We start from the raw sequence: 16,744 nt of genomic DNA, 5'->3' as shown, positions 1-16,744 counted from the left end.
AGCAGTCTCGAATGGCTGCATCAACAGGCCGGACAGAAGACTGCACCCGACCAACGCGCCATAATGTCGAATTACCTCTTGCATCGCGGGAGCCATCCACAGAAGACATCTGAATGCGGCATCGCGCTGGACGCGTTGCGCCAGAAGCGGACATCGGGTCCGCAGTCTGGACCGGGAACTCGCACCGGCACCGTAGTCTCACCGCCCCAGACTTCCGAGCGTGGCCCGCTGCTTATTGTCCCGTGTCTTGTCGGGATCTTCGATCACGTCAACCGACTGGATATATTCGGCAATATACTCCGGCGACAGGCCGTGTTCCCTGCCATCTCCAAGGACAAAGTCCTTGTACCAGCCATAGGGTTTGAGGCTATCATCGATGTAGTCGGGGTGGCGAGATAGGTAAAGAACCTTTCGCCTGCGACCTTTGTCGTTAATAACCGTGACAGTCCGCGTGCTCGTAGCCGCTTCCGATGCCTTCGGCCTCAATTGGCACTGGTTGCGCCGGTGAACCCGCATTGCTTCTGTTCCATATCGATCTGCTTCGTGATGCGGATGGCGTTCTGCGCGTAAGCCTCCGTCACAGAGCCGCTATTCACGGTCTTGTCCTTCAGCGGACTGACGGCTGCGCAGAGGTGGAAAACATGCGGCTCCGCAGACTTCGCGGCGCTGTTTTCCGGCGCGATCCAGTAGACGACATCCAGACCGTTGGGGTGACTCGCGTCCTTCGTCGCCGCCGCCACCGCGGCAGTGTCCGTGGCGATCTGCTGCGCCTGGGCGGCGACGTCGGGCGAACAGGCGGTGGTGGGCTGCCCCGACTTGATCTGGGTCGCGCACGCGTTCATGTCCTGGGTGTACTGCTCGACCGACGGGGGTTTGAAGCTGACCCCCATTACCGTGGCGAGCACGGCCAGCGCAGCGCCGACGCCACCGGCAACCTTCTTGGTCTGCGGATCCATGTTCTTGTCGGTGAGAATCAGGAAGATCAGCGGGAGGAAGGCGATCAGCGTGATGATCGCGCCGAGCTGGTTTTGGAAGAAGAACCTTCCTGTGTCGGATGCGCGGGCCGGATCGTGCCGATTGGCAGCCTTCCATAGCAAGTTGCCGGCGATTGCGAAAATCGCGATCCCGACCAGAATGCCGATCAGCAGCGGCAGGTTTCCGTGGTCGAACTTGTTCTGACGAAACAGAATAATCCCGTAGATCTCGCCGCCTATGGCGATGAGCCACGCCAGCGCGGCGAAAAGTCGAAGGCGCGTCGCGGAAGACTTCTGACCCTGCGTCGCTTGCCAATCCTTGGTAACGTCTGGCTTGTTGTCGGTCATGACCAGCTCTCCTAATATCGAACGTCTTCGTCACCTGACTTAGGGACGCGGTGAAATGCGAGCGCAACAGCGGGCTACATCCCCATCCATATTGCGCCGAAGTGAATGCGTCCATCCCCCACGGGAACAGGCGCCAATACGTGCGAGGGCTTCGTTCTCTCTTGGCGATTCGGCAGAGGGCGCAGTGGTCACATGACTCGTCGAATGGCAACATCCCACGGCCTTCGGCAGACATCCAAACTGGGCGGCGGCGCCGCCCGCCGCGGCACCCGTCCGTCGTCCCCAACATTTCAATGGCAGCATAGCAGGGCGGCGGCGCGAAGCCACAAGCCCCGCACTTGCGACATATCACCCCTCGAAAAGCCGCGGCTGCATGCTAAGAGACTCAAAACACCAAACGGACTGAACTGAGGAGGCGGCCGTCATGACAGGCGAAAGCAAGAAGGCGGCGCGATCCGACCTCGACGAAGCGGCGCTTTATTTCCACAAGCATCCCCGGCCTGGAAAGCTTGAGATCCAGGCGACGAAGCCGCTCGGCAACCAGCGCGACCTGGCGCTTGCCTATTCGCCCGGCGTCGCCGCCCCCTGCCTCGAAATCCGCGACGATCCGGCGACCGCCGCCGACTATACGGCGCGGGCCAATCTGGTTGGCGTCGTCACCAACGGTTCGGCGGTGCTCGGCCTCGGCAATATCGGTCCGCTCGCCTCCAAGCCGGTGATGGAGGGCAAGGCGGTGCTGTTCAAGAAATTTGCCGGCATCGATGTCTTCGACATTGAGATCGACGCACCGGGCATCGAGCGCATGGTCGAGACGATCTCGGCGCTGGAGCCGACCTTCGGCGGCATCAACCTCGAGGACATCAAGGCGCCCGAATGCTTCGAGGTCGAGGAGCAGTTGAAAGCCCGCATGGGCATACCGGTCTTCCACGACGACCAGCACGGCACCGCCATCATCGTCGCCGCCGCCGTGCTCAACGGGCTGGAATTCGCCGGCAAGTCTATCTCGGACATCAAGATCGTCACGTCGGGCGCCGGCGCCGCGGCGCTTGCCTGTCTCAACCTTCTGGTCTCGCTCGGCGCGCGCGTCGAAAACATCTGGGTCACCGACCGGTTCGGCGTCGCCCATAAGGGCCGTGTCGAGGAGATGGACCGCTGGAAAGATCCCTATGTGAAGGACACCGAGGCGCGCGCGCTGGCCGACGTTCTGCCCGGCGCCGACGTATTTCTCGGCCTCTCGGCCGCCGGCGTGCTGAAGCCGGAATTGCTGCACCACATGGCACCAAAACCGCTGATCCTGGCGCTGGCCAATCCCAATCCCGAGATCATGCCGGAAGCGGCACGGGCGGCGCGACCCGACGCGATGATCTGCACCGGCCGCTCCGATTTCCCCAATCAAGTCAATAACGTACTCTGTTTTCCTTACATCTTCCGTGGCGCGCTGGATTGCGGCGCAAGCGCCATCAACGAAGAGATGAAAATGGCCGCCGTGCGGGCGATTGCAGCGCTTGCCCGCGAAGAGCCGTCCGACGTTGCCGCGCGCGCCTATTCCGGCGAGACGCCGATCTTCGGTCCGGAGTTCCTGATCCCCTCGCCTTTTGATCCGCGGCTGATTCTGCGCATTGCCCCTGCCGTTGCCAAGGCAGCCTGCGAGACTGGCGTCGCGACCCGGCCGATCACCGATTTCGCCGCCTATATCGACAAGCTGAACCGCTTCGTCTTCCGCTCCGGCCTGGTCATGAAGCCAGTGTTCTCGATGGCTAAGGCGTCGGGCGCCAAGCGCGTCATCTATGCCGACGGCGAGGACGAGCGCGTGCTTCGCGCCGCGCAGGTCGTGCTCGAGGAAGGCATTGCCGAACCGATCCTGATCGGCCGCCCGCACGTCATCGAGGTGCGGCTGAAGCGCTATGGGCTGCGCATCAAGCCGGGCGTCGATTTCGGCCTGATCAACCCGGAAGACGATCCGCGTTACCGTCACTACGTCGACCTCCTGATCGAGCTTGCCGGCCGGCGCGGCGTGACCACGGAAGCGGCGCGCACCATGGTGCGCACCGACAATACGGTGATCGCCGCCCTTGCCCTGAAGCGCGGCGACGCCGATGCCATGGTCTGCGGCCTCGAGGGCCGTTTCGAGCGCCATTTGCGCAACGTCACACTGATCATCGGGCCGCGCGCCGGCATCAAGGATCGCGACCTGTCGACGCTTTCCATGCTGATCTCGCAGCGCGGCATCATTTTCCTCACCGATACCCATGTCTCCGTCGATCCGACCGCCGAGGAGATTGCGGAGATGACCGTTCTGGCGGCCGAGGAGATTCAGCGTTTTGGCATCGAGCCCAAGGCAGCCCTGCTTTCGCATTCGGATTTCGGCTCCCGCGATTCGCCAAGCGCCATGAAGATGCGGCAGGCAGCAGCGATCCTGGCGCGCATCGCGCCCGACCTGCAATGCGACGGCGAGATGCATGCCGACTCGGCACTGTCGGAGCAGCTGCGCCAACGCGTCTATCCGCATTCGCGGCTGAAAGGCGAAGCCAATCTGCTGGTGTTTCCCAATCTTGATTCGGCGAACATCACGCTGACCGCGCTGCGCACGATGATGGACGCGCTGCATGTCGGCCCGATCCTGCTCGGCACCGACAGCCCGGCGCACATATTGACGCCGTCGGTCACCTCGCGCGGCGTCGTCAACATGACGGCACTGGCCGTGGTCGAAGCCGCGCACAAGGCGCAAGCCATCGTCGATCTGGGCTAGCCGCGGGCTTTCTCAGACTGGCTTGAACCGGAAATGCCCTGTCTGCCTGAAGGCAAACAAAGTGTCCTCTTCCCTGGCGCCGCGGCCGATATTGTGAATGACCAGCATCCTTGTCGATACCAAAGTGGAGCGATTGGACGACACGATGGCAATATGTGACAGATTGCCGGGGAGCATCTGGGTGACGAGATCCCCTGGTCGATAGTCGGCGGGGTCTTGGCTGACGGGCAAGGCAGCGCCTCGCCGCCCGAAATAGATCGCAAGGTTGGGCACACGGCGGTGGTCGATGTTGCGGTCGGGCGCTTTCAAGCCCCAAGCCTTTGGATAAGCGGCAAAATTGGCCCGCATATCCTCATGGACCAATTCTTGCAGATCGAGATCGAAAGCGCGGCGATAAGCGCGGATCACGACATCCGTGCACACACCTCGCTCGGGCTCAACATCCCCGCCCGGATAGGCCAGGCGTGTATAGGTCGGATCGTAGACGGTGGTGACGCCGATCTGCTCACGGGCGGCTTCGACCAATTTGGTGCCCCAATCCGGCGTGATGGGCTTTTCCTGCGCCGTGGCAACCGGCATCGCCAGGCACAAAAGCCAAATTGCAGTGCGGCTCGACGGGTAATCGCGGCCATGCCAAGCCTCCGGGCATTGCTGAATCCAGGCATTCTTCTGGGCGAATACGCCTTTTTCGTGCAACGCCAGGATGTCGCGGTCGTGGCTCCGTCCCAATATGTCGTGCGGCGTGGTCAATATGACAGCACTGGTCGTGGTCGAAGCCGCGCACAAGGCGCAAGCCATCGCCGATTTGGGCTGAAGCCGGAATCGGCGGTATGCTAAACAAACGGTTAACCGCAAGCGCGGTAGCTTTCTGAACGACAGGCAGTCGGAGTTCCGGAGGGATGACGGGCGCAAGTTGGAAGCTGACGCGGGCCGCTGCGCTGCTCGGCGCCGTGGTGCTGTCCGGCATTGCCGTCACTCAGGCGCAGGCCGCTTCGCGCCTCTGCCGCCAGCTTGAAGCCGATCTTGCCGCCGCTTCTCGGGGTGGCGGCGGCAAGCCGGCCCTGCTCCGGAAATATGACGACGCGATCGTGCGGCAGCGTCATCAGATTTCAAAGTCCGTCGGCCAATCCAGCAGCGCCGGCTGCGGCTTTTCGCTATCTCGCCGCAACGCCAACGTATGCGCAGCACTCGACGCTACCATCGATCGCATGGCTGCCAATCTCGACAGTTTGCAGGCCAAGCGCGCCGAGCTTGCCGGCGGTGGTTCGCGACGCGATCGCGCGCATATTGGCCTCGCTTGACGCCAATGGCTGCCGCGATGATGCGGCGCCGCCGACGCTCGCACCGGTCCGCGAAGCCAGCGGTGAAAACGGCAACCGAACCCTGCTCGACCAGCTTTTGGGCAGTGATGCAAGTGAACCCGGTGCGCCCGACCAGCTTGAAGAGCCCAATCAGCCGCGCAACATCCGCACCATGCTCAACAACGCCGGCGAGTTGGGCCAGCCCCGAGGCGAATTCCGCACCATGTGCGTGCGCACCTGCGACGGCTATTTCTTTCCGATGTCGAATGCCGCTTCGCTGGGCGATTTCGAGCGCGACCAGAAGAATTGCGAATCGAGCTGCCCCGGCACCGAGATGCAGGTCTTCTACACGCGCGGCATGAGCGGCGATTCGGCGTCCATGACGTCTTCGGTGACCGGCAGGCCCTATGGCGAACTGCCGACGGCCTATCTCTACAAGCAGTCGGACATGCCGCAGCCGCCGGCCTGCGGCTGTAACGCCGGGCAGAATTTCGAGATCATCGCGGGCAACCCGCCAACCGCGGAACAATCCGAGGCGAACGTGGAGACCACTCCGTTTATTCCGCTGCCGGTTGCCAGGCCTGATCCGGGCGCCGACCCGGAGACCTTGGCCAACACGGAAGGCGGCCTCGACCGTGAGGCGATCAGACGCCTTGCCGTCAAACCCGTGCCCTCGCCGACGTCCCTGGTGCCGCCGGAACAACGCAAGGTCAGGGTCGTCGGGCCAACGTTCCTTCCCGGCCCAGCAACGGCAACAGATCTGCAAGCTCCGGACCCGAAGACTGTCCCGTAAGCGCCAGCCTGAGCGGCATAAACAGCGCCTTGCCCTTACGGCCGCTCGCCTCGCGGATCTTGCCGGTCCAATCCTTCCAGACGGTGCCGTTCCAAGGCTCTTCCGGCAGCAGCTCGAACGCCTGGCGAAGAAAGTCGCGGTCGTCGTCGGAAAACTCCGCCGGCTCCTGTGGGCCGTCGCGAAGCGTACGCCACCAGATCGCCGCATCGGCCAGCCTGTCGAGATTGCCGCGCACCGCCAGCCAGAAAGGTTCGGCCTGTTCGCCGGAGATGCCAAGCACGATCAGCCGGTCGCGTGCCTCGGAGAACGGCATATGGTGCAGCAGCGTGCGGTTGAGCACGAAGAGTTCGTCCGGCTCGAATTTGGCGGCGGATTTCGATGTTGCCGCCGGATCGAAGCGCTCGGCAAGTTCGGCCATCGTCGGCACCGCCACGACATTTTCCGAGGTACCGACGAGCACGGCCAGCGAAGCAACCGCCATTGGCTCGATGCCGCTTTCACGCAGGCTCTGGATGGACAGTGCGCCGGTGCGCTTTGAAAGCCCCTCGCCTGATGCCGTTGTCAGAAGATTATGGTGACCGAACACCGGCGGCTCGGCGCCGAGCGCCCGGAACAAGGCTACCTGGACGCCGGTATTGGTGACGTGGTCGTCGCCGCGAATGACATGGCTGACACCCATCTCGATGTCGTCGACCACCGAAGGCAGTGTGTAGAGGTAGGTGCCGTCCTCGCGCCGTAGAACCGGGTCCGAAAGCGAGGCGAGGTCGACGGTTTCCTCGCCGCGCACCAGATCGTTCCAGTGGATTTCGGTGCGCTCCGGCTGCAGCGGATCGCTGGTGAAGTTGGGCAGCAGAAAGCGCCAGTGCGGCCGACGGCCGTCGGCCTCATATTCCGCAACCTGCTCAGGTGTCAGCGTCAGCGCCTCGCGGCCATAGACTGGCGGTAGGCCGCGTGTGCGGCGCACCTTGCGCCTTAGATCGAGTTCTTCCGGCGTCTCATAGCAGGCATAGACGAGGCGCGCCTCCTTCAGCCTCTCCAGTGCGGCATCGTAGATTTCGACCCGCCGCGACTGGTACTCCGTGGCATCCGGAAAGATGCCCAGCCAATGCAGGTCATAAAGGATGGCGTCGGAAAATTCCTGCGTCGAACGGGCAACGTCGGTGTCGTCGAAGCGCTGGATGACGCGGCCCTTGTTCTTGATGGCAAACAGCCAGTTGAACAGAGCGGTGCGCGCATTGCCGATATGGATGCGGCCGGTCGGTGACGGGGCGAAACGGACGGTAACTGTCATGAGCGGGGCGTACCGGATGGTTTTGCTGTTGACAAGACGCGCCCCCGCGCTCGGCGGCAGACATAGAACATGACGAAGGCGATGAAAAGGCTGCAGCGCCGCGCATCCATTAAGACGCGCGGCGCCGCAACCCGTCAGATCACCAGGCCTTTGGTCAGCTCAAGCGCCTGGCGTTCGAACAGCCGGCGGTAGATGCCGCCTTGCAGCCGGATCAGCTGGTCATGCGAACCCTCCTCGACGATGCGGCCGCGATCGAACACCAAAAGCCTGTCCAGCGCCCGCACCGTCGACAGCCGGTGGGCGATGACCAGCGTCGTGCGGCCGACCATCAAGCGCTCCATCGCCTGCTGGATCAGCACCTCCGATTCCGAATCGAGGCTCGATGTCGCCTCGTCCAGGATCAGGATGCGCGCATCGGCGAGGAACGCGCGTGCGATTGCAACGCGCTGACGCTCACCACCTGACAGCTTTACGCCACGCTCGCCGACCAGCGTGCCATAGCCTTTCGGCAAATTGGCGATGAAGTCGTGCGCGCTGGCAAGCCGTGCTGCATGCTCGATCTCGGCCTGCGTGGCGCTCGGCCGGGCATAGGCGATGTTTTCGGCTAGCGACCGGTGGAACAGGATGGGCTCCTGCTGGACGATTGCGATTTGCGCGCGCAGCGACGCCTGCGCCACATTGGCAATGTCCTGGCCGTCGATCAGAATATTTCCCGCAGTCACGTCATAGAGGCGCTGGATCAGCTTGACGAAGGTCGTCTTGCCGGAGCCCGAATGGCCAACCAGCCCAACGCGTTCGCCCGGCGCGATATCCACCGAGAAATCGCGGTAGAGCGGCAGGCGGTGGCTGCCATAGTGGAACGTGACATTGTCGAAGGTGATACGGCCATCGGTGATCCGGATCGGTATAGCGCCGGGCTGATCTTCGATGCCGAGCGGTTCGGACTGGAAATCGACCAGTTCCTCCATGTCGTTGATCGACCGCTGCAGATTGCGGATATGCGTGCCGATGTCGCGCAGATAGCCTTGCAGCACGAAGAATGAGGTCAGCACGAAAGCGACGTCGCCGGCACTCGCCTGCCCCCACGACCACAAAAGCAGAGAGAACCCGATGACCGCTGCCCTCAAAAGCAGCAGCATCGTGCCTTGCGTAGTGCCGTTGAGGGTGCCGCGCATCCAAGTGCGCCGGGTGCGGGCGCGCCATTTGGCGACAACCTCGGCAAGCCGCGCCTCCTCGCGCTCCTCGGCACCAAAGCCCTTGACCACGGCGTTGCAGCTCACCGCATCGGCCAGCGACCCGCCAAGCCGCGTATCCCACGCATTGGCAAGCCTTGCCGCGGGCGCGACATAGCCAAGCGACAGCATCGTCGTCACCGCGATGAACAGCACCGAACCTGCGGCGACGACAGCACCCATCAGCGGCCAGAACCAGCCAAGCAGCAAGGTCGAGCCGACGAGCATGACGACGGATGGCAGCAGCGCAATCAGGATCGTGTCGTTGAGCAGGTCGAGCGCCCACATGCCGCGCGTTATCTTGCGCACCGTCGATCCGGCGAAGCTGTTGGCGTGCCAGTCGGTGGAGAAGCGCTGGACGCGGTGGAAGGCGTCGGCAGCGATATCCGCCATCATCTTCAACGTCAGCTCGACGATGGCCATGAAGGCGAGGTTGCGCAGCACGACACCGGTGAGAGCAAGGGCCACCAGCATCGAAAAGGCCGCCATCGCCGCATTCCACGCAACATCGTCGGCCGCAGCGCTACTGGCGACGGCATCGACCAGCCGGCCGGAATAGAGCGGGGTCAGCACGTCGGCCAAGGTCGACAGCAGGAACGTGCCCATAATGCCGGCAAGCCGCCACGGCTGACGCCGCCAATGGCTAAGCGTAAAACCAAGAACGCTACGAAAGGCGCCTGCGCGCAAATCTATTCGAAAACGAGTCATTATGTCATTCGGGCGCAAACGAGCCCGATCCCGGAAAGGTCGAAAATTGAAAAAACCGCGTTGGGAGCGAGTTAGCGCCCAGGAATGCGGAGGTTCGGCACACTTGGCGCTCGCCCGAATACGGGCGGCGACCGGCATCGACGAACGCCTGTTCTCAGCTCGGCTTCGCCGGAAAGGTAAAAACCTTCTGGCTTGCCGTTTGAGACCTAGGCTTCGCGGCCTCGCATAACGATGTCAAATCCTGGCATTCGGTCCTCCCCAAGGGGATCGCGGAAAGGCGTTTATAGAGACGCCTCAACGCCGCGCCAAGTCAGTAGATAGCCGAAAGAGCATCTGGTCCAAGCAGTGAGACGATTTTGCAACAATCGCCGGTTGTGCGCCGTCGTCGATCCGCTTCAGCCCGCCGGGACGCGGTGGAGGCGCATGGTGCGGCCGTCTGTGACCGGCCTGAAGCCTAACCCCGATCCCTGAACCGGTTGGTTATGGGATAGCGGCGGTCGCGGCCAAAGTTCTTCCTGGTGATCTTCACGCCTGGCGCCGCCTGCCGGCGCTTGTATTCGGCGACGTAGAGCAGGTGCTCGACGCGCGCCACCGTCGCCCGGTCATGGCCGCGCGCAACGATCTCGTCGACGCCCATCTCGTTCTCGACCAGACACTCCAATATGTCGTCGAGCACCGGATAGGGTGGCAGCGAATCCTGGTCGGTCTGGTTCTCGCGCAGTTCCGCCGATGGCGCCTTGTCGATGATGTTGTTCGGGATCACCTCGCCGGATGGACCGAGCGCGCCCGGCGGCACATGCGCGTTGCGCCAGCGCGACAACGCATAGACTTGCATCTTGTAGAGGTCCTTTATCGGGTTGAAGCCGCCATTCATGTCGCCATAGAGCGTGGCGTAGCCTACCGACATCTCGCTCTTGTTGCCGGTGGTGACGACCATCGAGCCGAACTTGTTGGAAATCGCCATCAGGATGGTGCCGCGGGCCCGGCTCTGCAAGTTCTCCTCGGTAATGCCTTCCTTGGTGCCCTCGAAAAGCTGGGTCAGCGCGTGCAGGAAACCCTCGACCGGCTCGAAGATCGGCACGATGTCGTAGCGGCAGCCGAGCGCGCGGGCGCAGTCTTCGGCATCCTTCAGCGAGTCCTTCGAGGTGTAGCGGTAAGGCATCATCAGCGCGCGCAGCCGTTCCTCGCCGAGCGCATCGACGGCAAGTGCTGCGCAGATCGCCGAATCGATGCCGCCGGAGAGGCCGAGCACCACATTCTTGAAGCCGTTCTTGTTGACGTAGTCGCGCAGGCCCAACATGCAGGCGCGATAGTCGGCCTCCTCCTTTTCCGGGATTTTCGACATCGGTCCATCAGAGCAGACCCAGACGTCGGAATTATTTCCATTTTGCGCGCCTGCGGCGACGCGGGTTCGCTTCCAGGTGGTGACGTTGACCGTCTCCTCGAACTGGCTCATCTGGAAGGCCAGCGTTTTGTCAGAACCTATGGCAAACGACGCACCGTCGAAGATCAGCTCGTCCTGGCCGCCAAGCTGGTTGGCATAGATGATCGGCAGGCCGCATTCGATGACCTGGCGGATGACGATCTGGTGGCGGACATCGACCTTGCCGCGATAATAGGGCGAGCCGTTCGGCACCAGCAGGATTTCCGCGCCGCTTTCGGCCAGCGTCTCGCAGACGGCGACATCGCCCCAGATGTCTTCGCAGATCGGGATGCCCAGCCGCACGCCGCGGAAATTGACCGGTCCCTGGATCTCGGGGCCCGCCTGGAAGACGCGCTTCTCGTCGAATTCGCCGTAATTCGGCAGGTCGAGCTTGTAGCGCTCGGCAAGGATTTTGCCGCCATCGGCAAAGATGATCGAATTATGCGTGCCGCTCTTGCGCTTCAGCGGCGTGCCGATGATGACGCCTGGGCCGCCGTCGGCGGTATCGCCGGCGAAATCCTCCGCCGCCCGCTCGCAGGCCTTCAGGAAAGCCGGCTTCAGCACCAGATCCTCGGGCGGATAGCCGGCAAGGAAAAGCTCGGTGAACAGCACGAGGTCGGCGCCCTGGCGGGCGGCATCCGCCCTCGCCTCGCGCGCCTTGGCGAGATTGCCGGCGACGTCGCCGACCGTCGGATTGAGCTGGGCGACGGCGATGCGCAATATGTCTGGAGCGGTCTTGTCGGTCATGCCTGTGGGTTTAGCGCGGCAAAATTCGTCGGGCAATGGCGTTCGTTTAGACCAAACGATCGGTCCTATTCGCCCATATATTCGCGCAGGGCTTCCGGCGAATGGTTCTCGCCGATCGACATTGCCAGAATGCGCGAAATGTGCCGGCGCGGCAGCCCGGTTTCCCCCACCCAGGTGTTGATCTGGGCCTGGATCTTGCCCAGATCCTTCTTCGATGTCGGGCGCTGCGCGATGTCGAGTCCGGCGTCGCGCAGCGATGCCGCCATGTCGGCCGAGACGATGAAGGCGTCCCACTCCAGCCAGCGCAGAAAATACTGGCCGGTATTGCCGCCGAGCCGGCTTCCATGCTTGCCGAGATAAGCCATCAACCCGATCTGGTCATCCGCCGGCCAATTGGCGAGGAACTTGCCGAAGCTGCCATGCTCCTTCGACACGCGCTCGACGAAGGCTGCGTTGTCGCGTACGGATTTGATCTTCTGCGGATTGCGCACGATGCGCTTGTCGGCGGTGAGATCGTGCCAGAAATCGTCAGGTTGGAACAACAGCCGCCTCGGCTCGAAGCCGAGAAATGCCTCTTCGAAGCCCGGCCATTTCTGCTCGATGACACGCCAGACGAAACCGGCGGCAAAGACCCGCTCAGCCATAGTCGACAGGATGCGATCGTCCGCAATCTTCGCCACGGCAGCGTTGTCCGGCATAGACCCCAGCAGCGACGCCAACGCCGCCTCACCGCCTTTGCGTTTCGCCGCACGGGCGCGAATCTTCGCGAAATCAGGCATTTGGTGCATCCTCACACCGCTTTTGAGGCCCCGCATCTTCCTATATGGAAACGAGGCTGCCAAGCCGATGCGTTTTCGTATGGAGATATCCATGAACAAGACATTGCCCGAACTGGCCCATCGCTGGCTGAGGCAAACGCCGGAGAACTTGAGCGAGCTCGAAAGACGGGTGCTGCAGAGCGCAGTCGACCGCAAGCCCCTGTCGGAGAACATCAACGACAGTTTTGCCGGCATTCAGGGCGCGGGCGACCGTATCGCCGATACTATCGCGCGCGTCGGCGGCTCGTGGACGTTCATCCTGTCCTTCATCGCTTTCCTCGTTGTCTGGATCGGTGCCAATTGGTGGCTGCTGGGACGCGATTCGTTCGACCCCTACCCGTTCATCTTCCTCAATCTCGTCCTGTCGATGATCGCCGCGCTGCAAGCACCGGTGATCATGATGTCGCAGAACCGACAGGCCGCGCGCGACCGCATCGACGCCGCGCATGACTACGAGGTCAATCTCAAGGCCGAGATCGAGATCATGGCGTTGCACGAGAAGCTGGACGAGTTGCGCCACAGCCAAATCGTCGGCATGCAAAACGAGATCGAGCAGATGGCCACACAATTGAGGCGGCTCGACGAATGGCTCACCTCCCAAGCCTCGCACTCATGACGGAAGCCATCCATCGTCTCATTGAGCAATATGGGCTGGTCGCGGTTTTTCTGGGCTGCGTCGCCGAGGGCGAAAGCGCCGCCATTCTCGGCGGTTTTTTCGCGCATCAGCACGTCTTCGTGCCGTGGCAGGCCTTCCTCGCGGCAGCCATTGGCGCCTTCGTCGGAGACACGTTCTTTTTCATCCTCGGACGAAGCTTCGCCGACCATCAGTTCGTGATCAGGCTTAGAGGCCGGCCGGGCTTCAGCCACGCCTATCGCCTCGTCACCACCCATCCCAATATTTTCGTGCTGTCGAACCGCTACATCTACGGCCTGCGCCTGGTCGGTGGCATCGCGGCCGGGCTGTCGGGCATCGCGGCGGCGCGCTTCGTCATCCTCAACGCCATCTCGTCGGTGGTCTGGGCCGCCCTGTTCTGCGCTGTCGGCTATGTGTTCGGGCTGGGCGCGGAGCGCATCGTCGGCCAGGCGCTGGCCCGTCACGAGCGGCTGCTGATCGCTCTGGCCATCGGCATCGTCGTGGTCGTCCTCGCCCGGTTCGCCGCCCACTCCGTCGCCAAGAAGGAGCGCGCCAAGGGAAACTGATCGTCAGTCGATGCCGAGCGCGCGGTCGCCCTTCTCGAGGATCAGCGGAATGATCAGGTCTTCCTCGTCGGCGAGATGACGGGACAGCATGGCGATCAGCCGGCTGTTCTCGTCGGCATAGGCGTCGGCGGCGAAGCGCTGCTTGTCCTCGCTCTCCTGAAGCGTGCGGATGAAGGCATTCGCCGCCTCGGCATTGCGCTCCAGCCCTTCGTGGATGGTGTGGTGGTCGGCATCGAGAATTTCGAAACCGTGCTTCAGACGGGTCTCGGCCCTGGCGAAGACCGGAAAGTAGTGATGATCCTCGACGTTGTGGTGGCCATCGAGATTGCCGAGGAAATGGTTGAGGCGCGGCGCGAACCAGCGCGCGAATTCCAGCGCATTCTGCCTGCCCTCCCGGTAATCGCCAATGCCGCTGGTGAGCATGCCGCCAAGGTCGCGAAACATGTCGTGCCGCTGCAGCCACATATTGGCCACGCCGTGGATGTTGGCATGCGCCTGCCAGATCTCTCGCGGATATTTTTCGACCAGCCAGCGCAGATCGTTCGGCAGGCCCTCACGTTCGAGCAGCAGAAATCCGTCGGTATCGGCCATGTCGGTCTCTTCAATTGACCGGCATGTAGCGTCTGAAACGTCAGATCGGTACCCCGAGGATCCGCTCGATGACGGCGACGCCCCAGACGCCTGCAGCGATTATCACCGAAATAAGCACCGCCAGCGAACCGCAATCCTTGGCCAGCTGGATATCGATATTGAATTCCCGGCTGAACGCGTCGCATGCCGCCTCTATGCCGGTATTCAGCACTTCGATCATGATCATGAGCAGCACCGCGCCGATCAGCAGCGCATAGCCGCGCCACGATTCCGAAAGGAACCAGCCGAGCGGCAGCGCAAGCACGAGCAGCACCAACTCCAGCTGGAAGGCCTCCTCGCTGGCGGCCAGTTTGCGAAACGCCCGCACCGAGTTGTAAAAAGCGTCGATCAGCCGCTGCATGCCAAAACCCTTCGGAATCACCGGCAGGGGATAGCGCAATGGCTGGATCAAGGGAATAAGGCGGCCTCTTCAAAAATCAGGCGTCTGCAACCTTGATCGACGGCGTCGACTTCTCGAACTGCGGCAGCCCGTCGTCGATCGCGTAATAGTCCCCCTTGTCGCCGACGAAGATATGGCATTCCCCCTGAAGCCCGGTTGGCGCGTCGAACAGTCCGGCCAGGACCGAAACATAGCCATCGTCCGTCGGCTTCCAGAACAGCAGCGATCCGCAGTTCTTGCAGAAACCACGTCTGGCAAACGAAGATGCCTCGTACCAGGTGATGCTGTCCGCGCCCGTGATTGTGATGTTGGGGTCGGCAACATTGGTCGCGGCATAAAAATGCCCGCTCTGCTTCCGGCACTGCGAGCAATGGCAGTAGATAACATCGCGCAGCGGTCCTCGCGTCTGGAACCGCACCGCCCCGCACAGGCATGATCCAGTGTGATGGTCATCCATCTCGGCCTCCCACACGCAACCGCTATCTTTTTAGCAGGATTCCAGTTTTGCGACCGTCGCGCACGAGCAAATACGACGCCGGCCGGACGGTTTCGGGATTCTTGCTCCCCCACATGGCGCAGCCGGCTCGAAACGCTGACCACCTGGTCAATAAAAAAGCGCCGGTTTTCGGCCGGCGCTTTTAGTGAATCAAAGTTCAGGTCGCATCAGCCGTTGACGGCTTGCTTGTGCTGGACCGGATGGCTCTTCTTGAGCAGATCGGACACCAGGAACGCCAGCTCGATCGCCTGGTCGGCATTGAGGCGCGGGTCGCAATGGGTGTGGTAGCGATCCTGCAGTTCTTCGGCGGTGATGGCGCGGGCGCCACCGGTACATTCGGTGACGTTCTTGCCGGTCATCTCGATATGGATGCCACCGGGATGCGTTCCTTCGGCGCGATGCACCTCGAAGAAGGTCTGCACCTCCTTCAGGATGCGGTCGAACGGCCGTGTCTTGTAGCCGGCGGCCTCGATGGTGTTGCCATGCATTGGGTCGGACGACCACACCACACTGCGGCCTTCCTTCTGCACCGCGCGCACCAGCTTGGGCAGATGGTCGGCAACTTTGTCGGAGCCGAAGCGGGCGATCAGCGTCAGCCGGCCGGGCTCGTTTTCCGGATTGAGCAGGTCGATGAGCTGCAACAGGCCGTCCGGCGTCAGCGATGGGCCACATTTCAGACCGAGCGGGTTCTTGATGCCACGGCAGTATTCGACATGCGCATGGTCGGGCTGGCGCGTGCGATCGCCGATCCAGATCATGTGGCCGGAGGTGGCGTACCAGTCGCCCGAAGTCGAATCGACGCGGGTCAGCGCCTCCTCATAGCCGAGCAGCAGCGCCTCATGGCTGGTGTAGAAATCGGTCTCGCGTAGCGCGTAATTGGTCTCCGAGGTGATGCCGACGGCCTTCATGAAGTCCATCGTCTCGGTGATGCGGTTGGCGAGCGACTCGTATTTCTCGCCTTGCGGGCTGTCGGAGACGAAGCCGAGCATCCATTGATGCACGTTCTCCAGGCTGGCGTAGCCGCCCTGGGCGAAGGCACGCAAAAGGTTGAGCGTCGCCGCCGACTGGCGGTACGCCATCTCCTGTCTTGCAGGATCGGGAATGCGCGACTTGGCATCGAACTCAATGCCGTTGATGATGTCGCCGCGATAGCTGGGCAGCGTCACGCCGCCCTTGGTCTCATTGTCGGACGAGCGCGGCTTGGCGAACTGGCCGGCGACACGGCCGACCTTCACCACCGGCTGCGCGCCGGCGAAGGTCAGCACCACCGACATCTGCAAGAAGACGCGGAAGAAGTCGCGGATATTGTCCGCGCCATGCTCGGCGAAGCTCTCGGCGCAATCGCCGCCCTGCAGAAGGAATGCGTCACCGGCAGCGACGGCTGCAAGCTGCTTCTTCAGCTTGCGTGCCTCACCTGCAAAAACCAACGGCGGAAACGTGGCGAGCTGGGCTTCCGTGTTCCTCAGCGCGGCAAGGTCTGGATAGGCGGGAACCTGCTGGATCGGCTTAGCTCTCCACGAAGTCGGCGACCATTTCGTCATCGAAGCACCCAACGCTCTTTCACGCGGACGCCATCGCCCGCCAATCCGCCCCATATGGGGTCGCGGCTCCATACACGAAGCCGATTTCCTATT

14 protein-coding genes and 1 pseudogene are annotated in these 16,744 nt (G+C 62.5%); 5 read left to right on the top strand and 10 right to left on the bottom strand.

The features are described from left to right. Positions 1–399 (top strand): hypothetical protein (locus NKJ94_RS31855; RefSeq protein ID WP_352531058.1); only part of this gene is annotated, 399 nt, incomplete at its 5' end. An 83-nt stretch (positions 400–482) separates the two neighbouring features. Here the strand turns inward: NKJ94_RS31855 and NKJ94_RS31850 are convergent. After that, a complete protein-coding gene (locus NKJ94_RS31850; RefSeq protein WP_352531056.1) occupies positions 483–1,322 on the bottom strand; it encodes a hypothetical protein in 840 nt (279 codons plus the stop codon). 424 nt (positions 1,323–1,746) lie between these two features. Here NKJ94_RS31850 and NKJ94_RS31845 point away from each other — a divergent pair, with 424 nt between their 5' ends. Further along, entirely contained in the window at positions 1,747–4,071 is a 2,325-nt protein-coding gene (locus NKJ94_RS31845) for an NADP-dependent malic enzyme (RefSeq protein ID WP_352531054.1), read from the top strand. Positions 4,072–4,083: 12 nt separating this feature from the next. On the opposite strand, the gene NKJ94_RS31840 is transcribed toward NKJ94_RS31845, so the two are convergent. Further along, the gene (locus NKJ94_RS31840) at positions 4,084–4,596 is read right to left on the bottom strand and encodes a DUF1287 domain-containing protein (RefSeq protein ID WP_352531052.1); all 513 of its coding nucleotides are present in this window, start codon (positions 4,594–4,596) and stop codon (positions 4,084–4,086) included. Between the two features lie 374 nt (positions 4,597–4,970). Here NKJ94_RS31840 and NKJ94_RS31830 point away from each other — a divergent pair. Then, a pseudogene (locus NKJ94_RS31830) lies at positions 4,971–6,165 on the top strand (DUF2865 domain-containing protein). Here NKJ94_RS31830 and NKJ94_RS31825 read toward each other — a convergent pair. The 4 genes from NKJ94_RS31825 to NKJ94_RS31810 all read right to left on the bottom strand — a co-directional run bounded on the left by NKJ94_RS31825 (position 6,083) and on the right by NKJ94_RS31810 (position 12,345). Next, the gene (locus NKJ94_RS31825; RefSeq protein WP_352531046.1) at positions 6,083–7,456 is read right to left on the bottom strand and encodes a glutamate--tRNA ligase; all 1,374 of its coding nucleotides are present in this window, start codon (positions 7,454–7,456) and stop codon (positions 6,083–6,085) included. The pseudogene NKJ94_RS31830 and the gene NKJ94_RS31825 sit on opposite strands and share 83 nt — an antisense overlap. A gap of 134 nt (positions 7,457–7,590) precedes the next feature. After that, positions 7,591–9,396 (bottom strand): ABC transporter ATP-binding protein, encoded by a 1,806-nt coding sequence (locus NKJ94_RS31820; protein ID WP_352531044.1) that lies wholly within the window; start codon positions 9,394–9,396, stop codon positions 7,591–7,593. 454 nt (positions 9,397–9,850) lie between these two features. Continuing rightward, the gene (locus tag NKJ94_RS31815) at positions 9,851–11,566 is read right to left on the bottom strand and encodes an NAD+ synthase (RefSeq protein ID WP_352531042.1); all 1,716 of its coding nucleotides are present in this window, start codon (positions 11,564–11,566) and stop codon (positions 9,851–9,853) included. A gap of 65 nt (positions 11,567–11,631) precedes the next feature. Continuing rightward, positions 11,632–12,345, bottom strand: coding sequence for a DNA-3-methyladenine glycosylase I (locus tag NKJ94_RS31810; RefSeq protein ID WP_352531040.1), 714 nt, complete (start codon positions 12,343–12,345; stop codon positions 11,632–11,634). Positions 12,346–12,436: 91 nt separating this feature from the next. Between NKJ94_RS31810 and NKJ94_RS31805 the strand changes: the two genes are divergently transcribed. Together NKJ94_RS31805 and NKJ94_RS31800 are read left to right on the top strand one after the other, a co-directional pair. Continuing rightward, positions 12,437–13,000 (top strand): DUF1003 domain-containing protein, encoded by a 564-nt coding sequence (locus NKJ94_RS31805; protein ID WP_352531038.1) that lies wholly within the window; start codon positions 12,437–12,439, stop codon positions 12,998–13,000. Next, positions 12,997–13,584 (top strand): DedA family protein, encoded by a 588-nt coding sequence (locus NKJ94_RS31800; RefSeq protein WP_352531064.1) that lies wholly within the window; start codon positions 12,997–12,999, stop codon positions 13,582–13,584. Before NKJ94_RS31805 ends, NKJ94_RS31800 begins: the two co-directional genes overlap by 4 nt. Before the next feature lie 3 nt (positions 13,585–13,587). On the opposite strand, the gene NKJ94_RS31795 is transcribed toward NKJ94_RS31800, so the two are convergent. The 4 genes from NKJ94_RS31795 to NKJ94_RS31780 all read right to left on the bottom strand — a co-directional run bounded on the left by NKJ94_RS31795 (position 13,588) and on the right by NKJ94_RS31780 (position 16,651). Next, a complete protein-coding gene (locus NKJ94_RS31795) occupies positions 13,588–14,175 on the bottom strand; it encodes a hemerythrin domain-containing protein (RefSeq protein ID WP_352531036.1) in 588 nt (195 codons plus the stop codon). A gap of 40 nt (positions 14,176–14,215) precedes the next feature. Beyond that, entirely contained in the window at positions 14,216–14,575 is a 360-nt protein-coding gene (locus tag NKJ94_RS31790) for a diacylglycerol kinase (RefSeq protein WP_352531034.1), read from the bottom strand. A gap of 76 nt (positions 14,576–14,651) precedes the next feature. Further along, positions 14,652–15,071, bottom strand: coding sequence for a GFA family protein (locus tag NKJ94_RS31785; protein WP_352531062.1), 420 nt, complete (start codon positions 15,069–15,071; stop codon positions 14,652–14,654). Between the two features lie 206 nt (positions 15,072–15,277). After that, a complete protein-coding gene (locus NKJ94_RS31780; RefSeq protein ID WP_352531032.1) occupies positions 15,278–16,651 on the bottom strand; it encodes a class II 3-deoxy-7-phosphoheptulonate synthase in 1,374 nt (457 codons plus the stop codon). Positions 16,652–16,744: the final 93 nt, after the last annotated feature.

It is taken from the genome of Mesorhizobium sp. M0060 (assembly GCF_040323155.1).
Taxonomy (GTDB): domain Bacteria; phylum Pseudomonadota; class Alphaproteobacteria; order Rhizobiales; family Rhizobiaceae; genus Mesorhizobium.
This window is presented reverse-complemented; position numbering and strand designations above follow the sequence as displayed.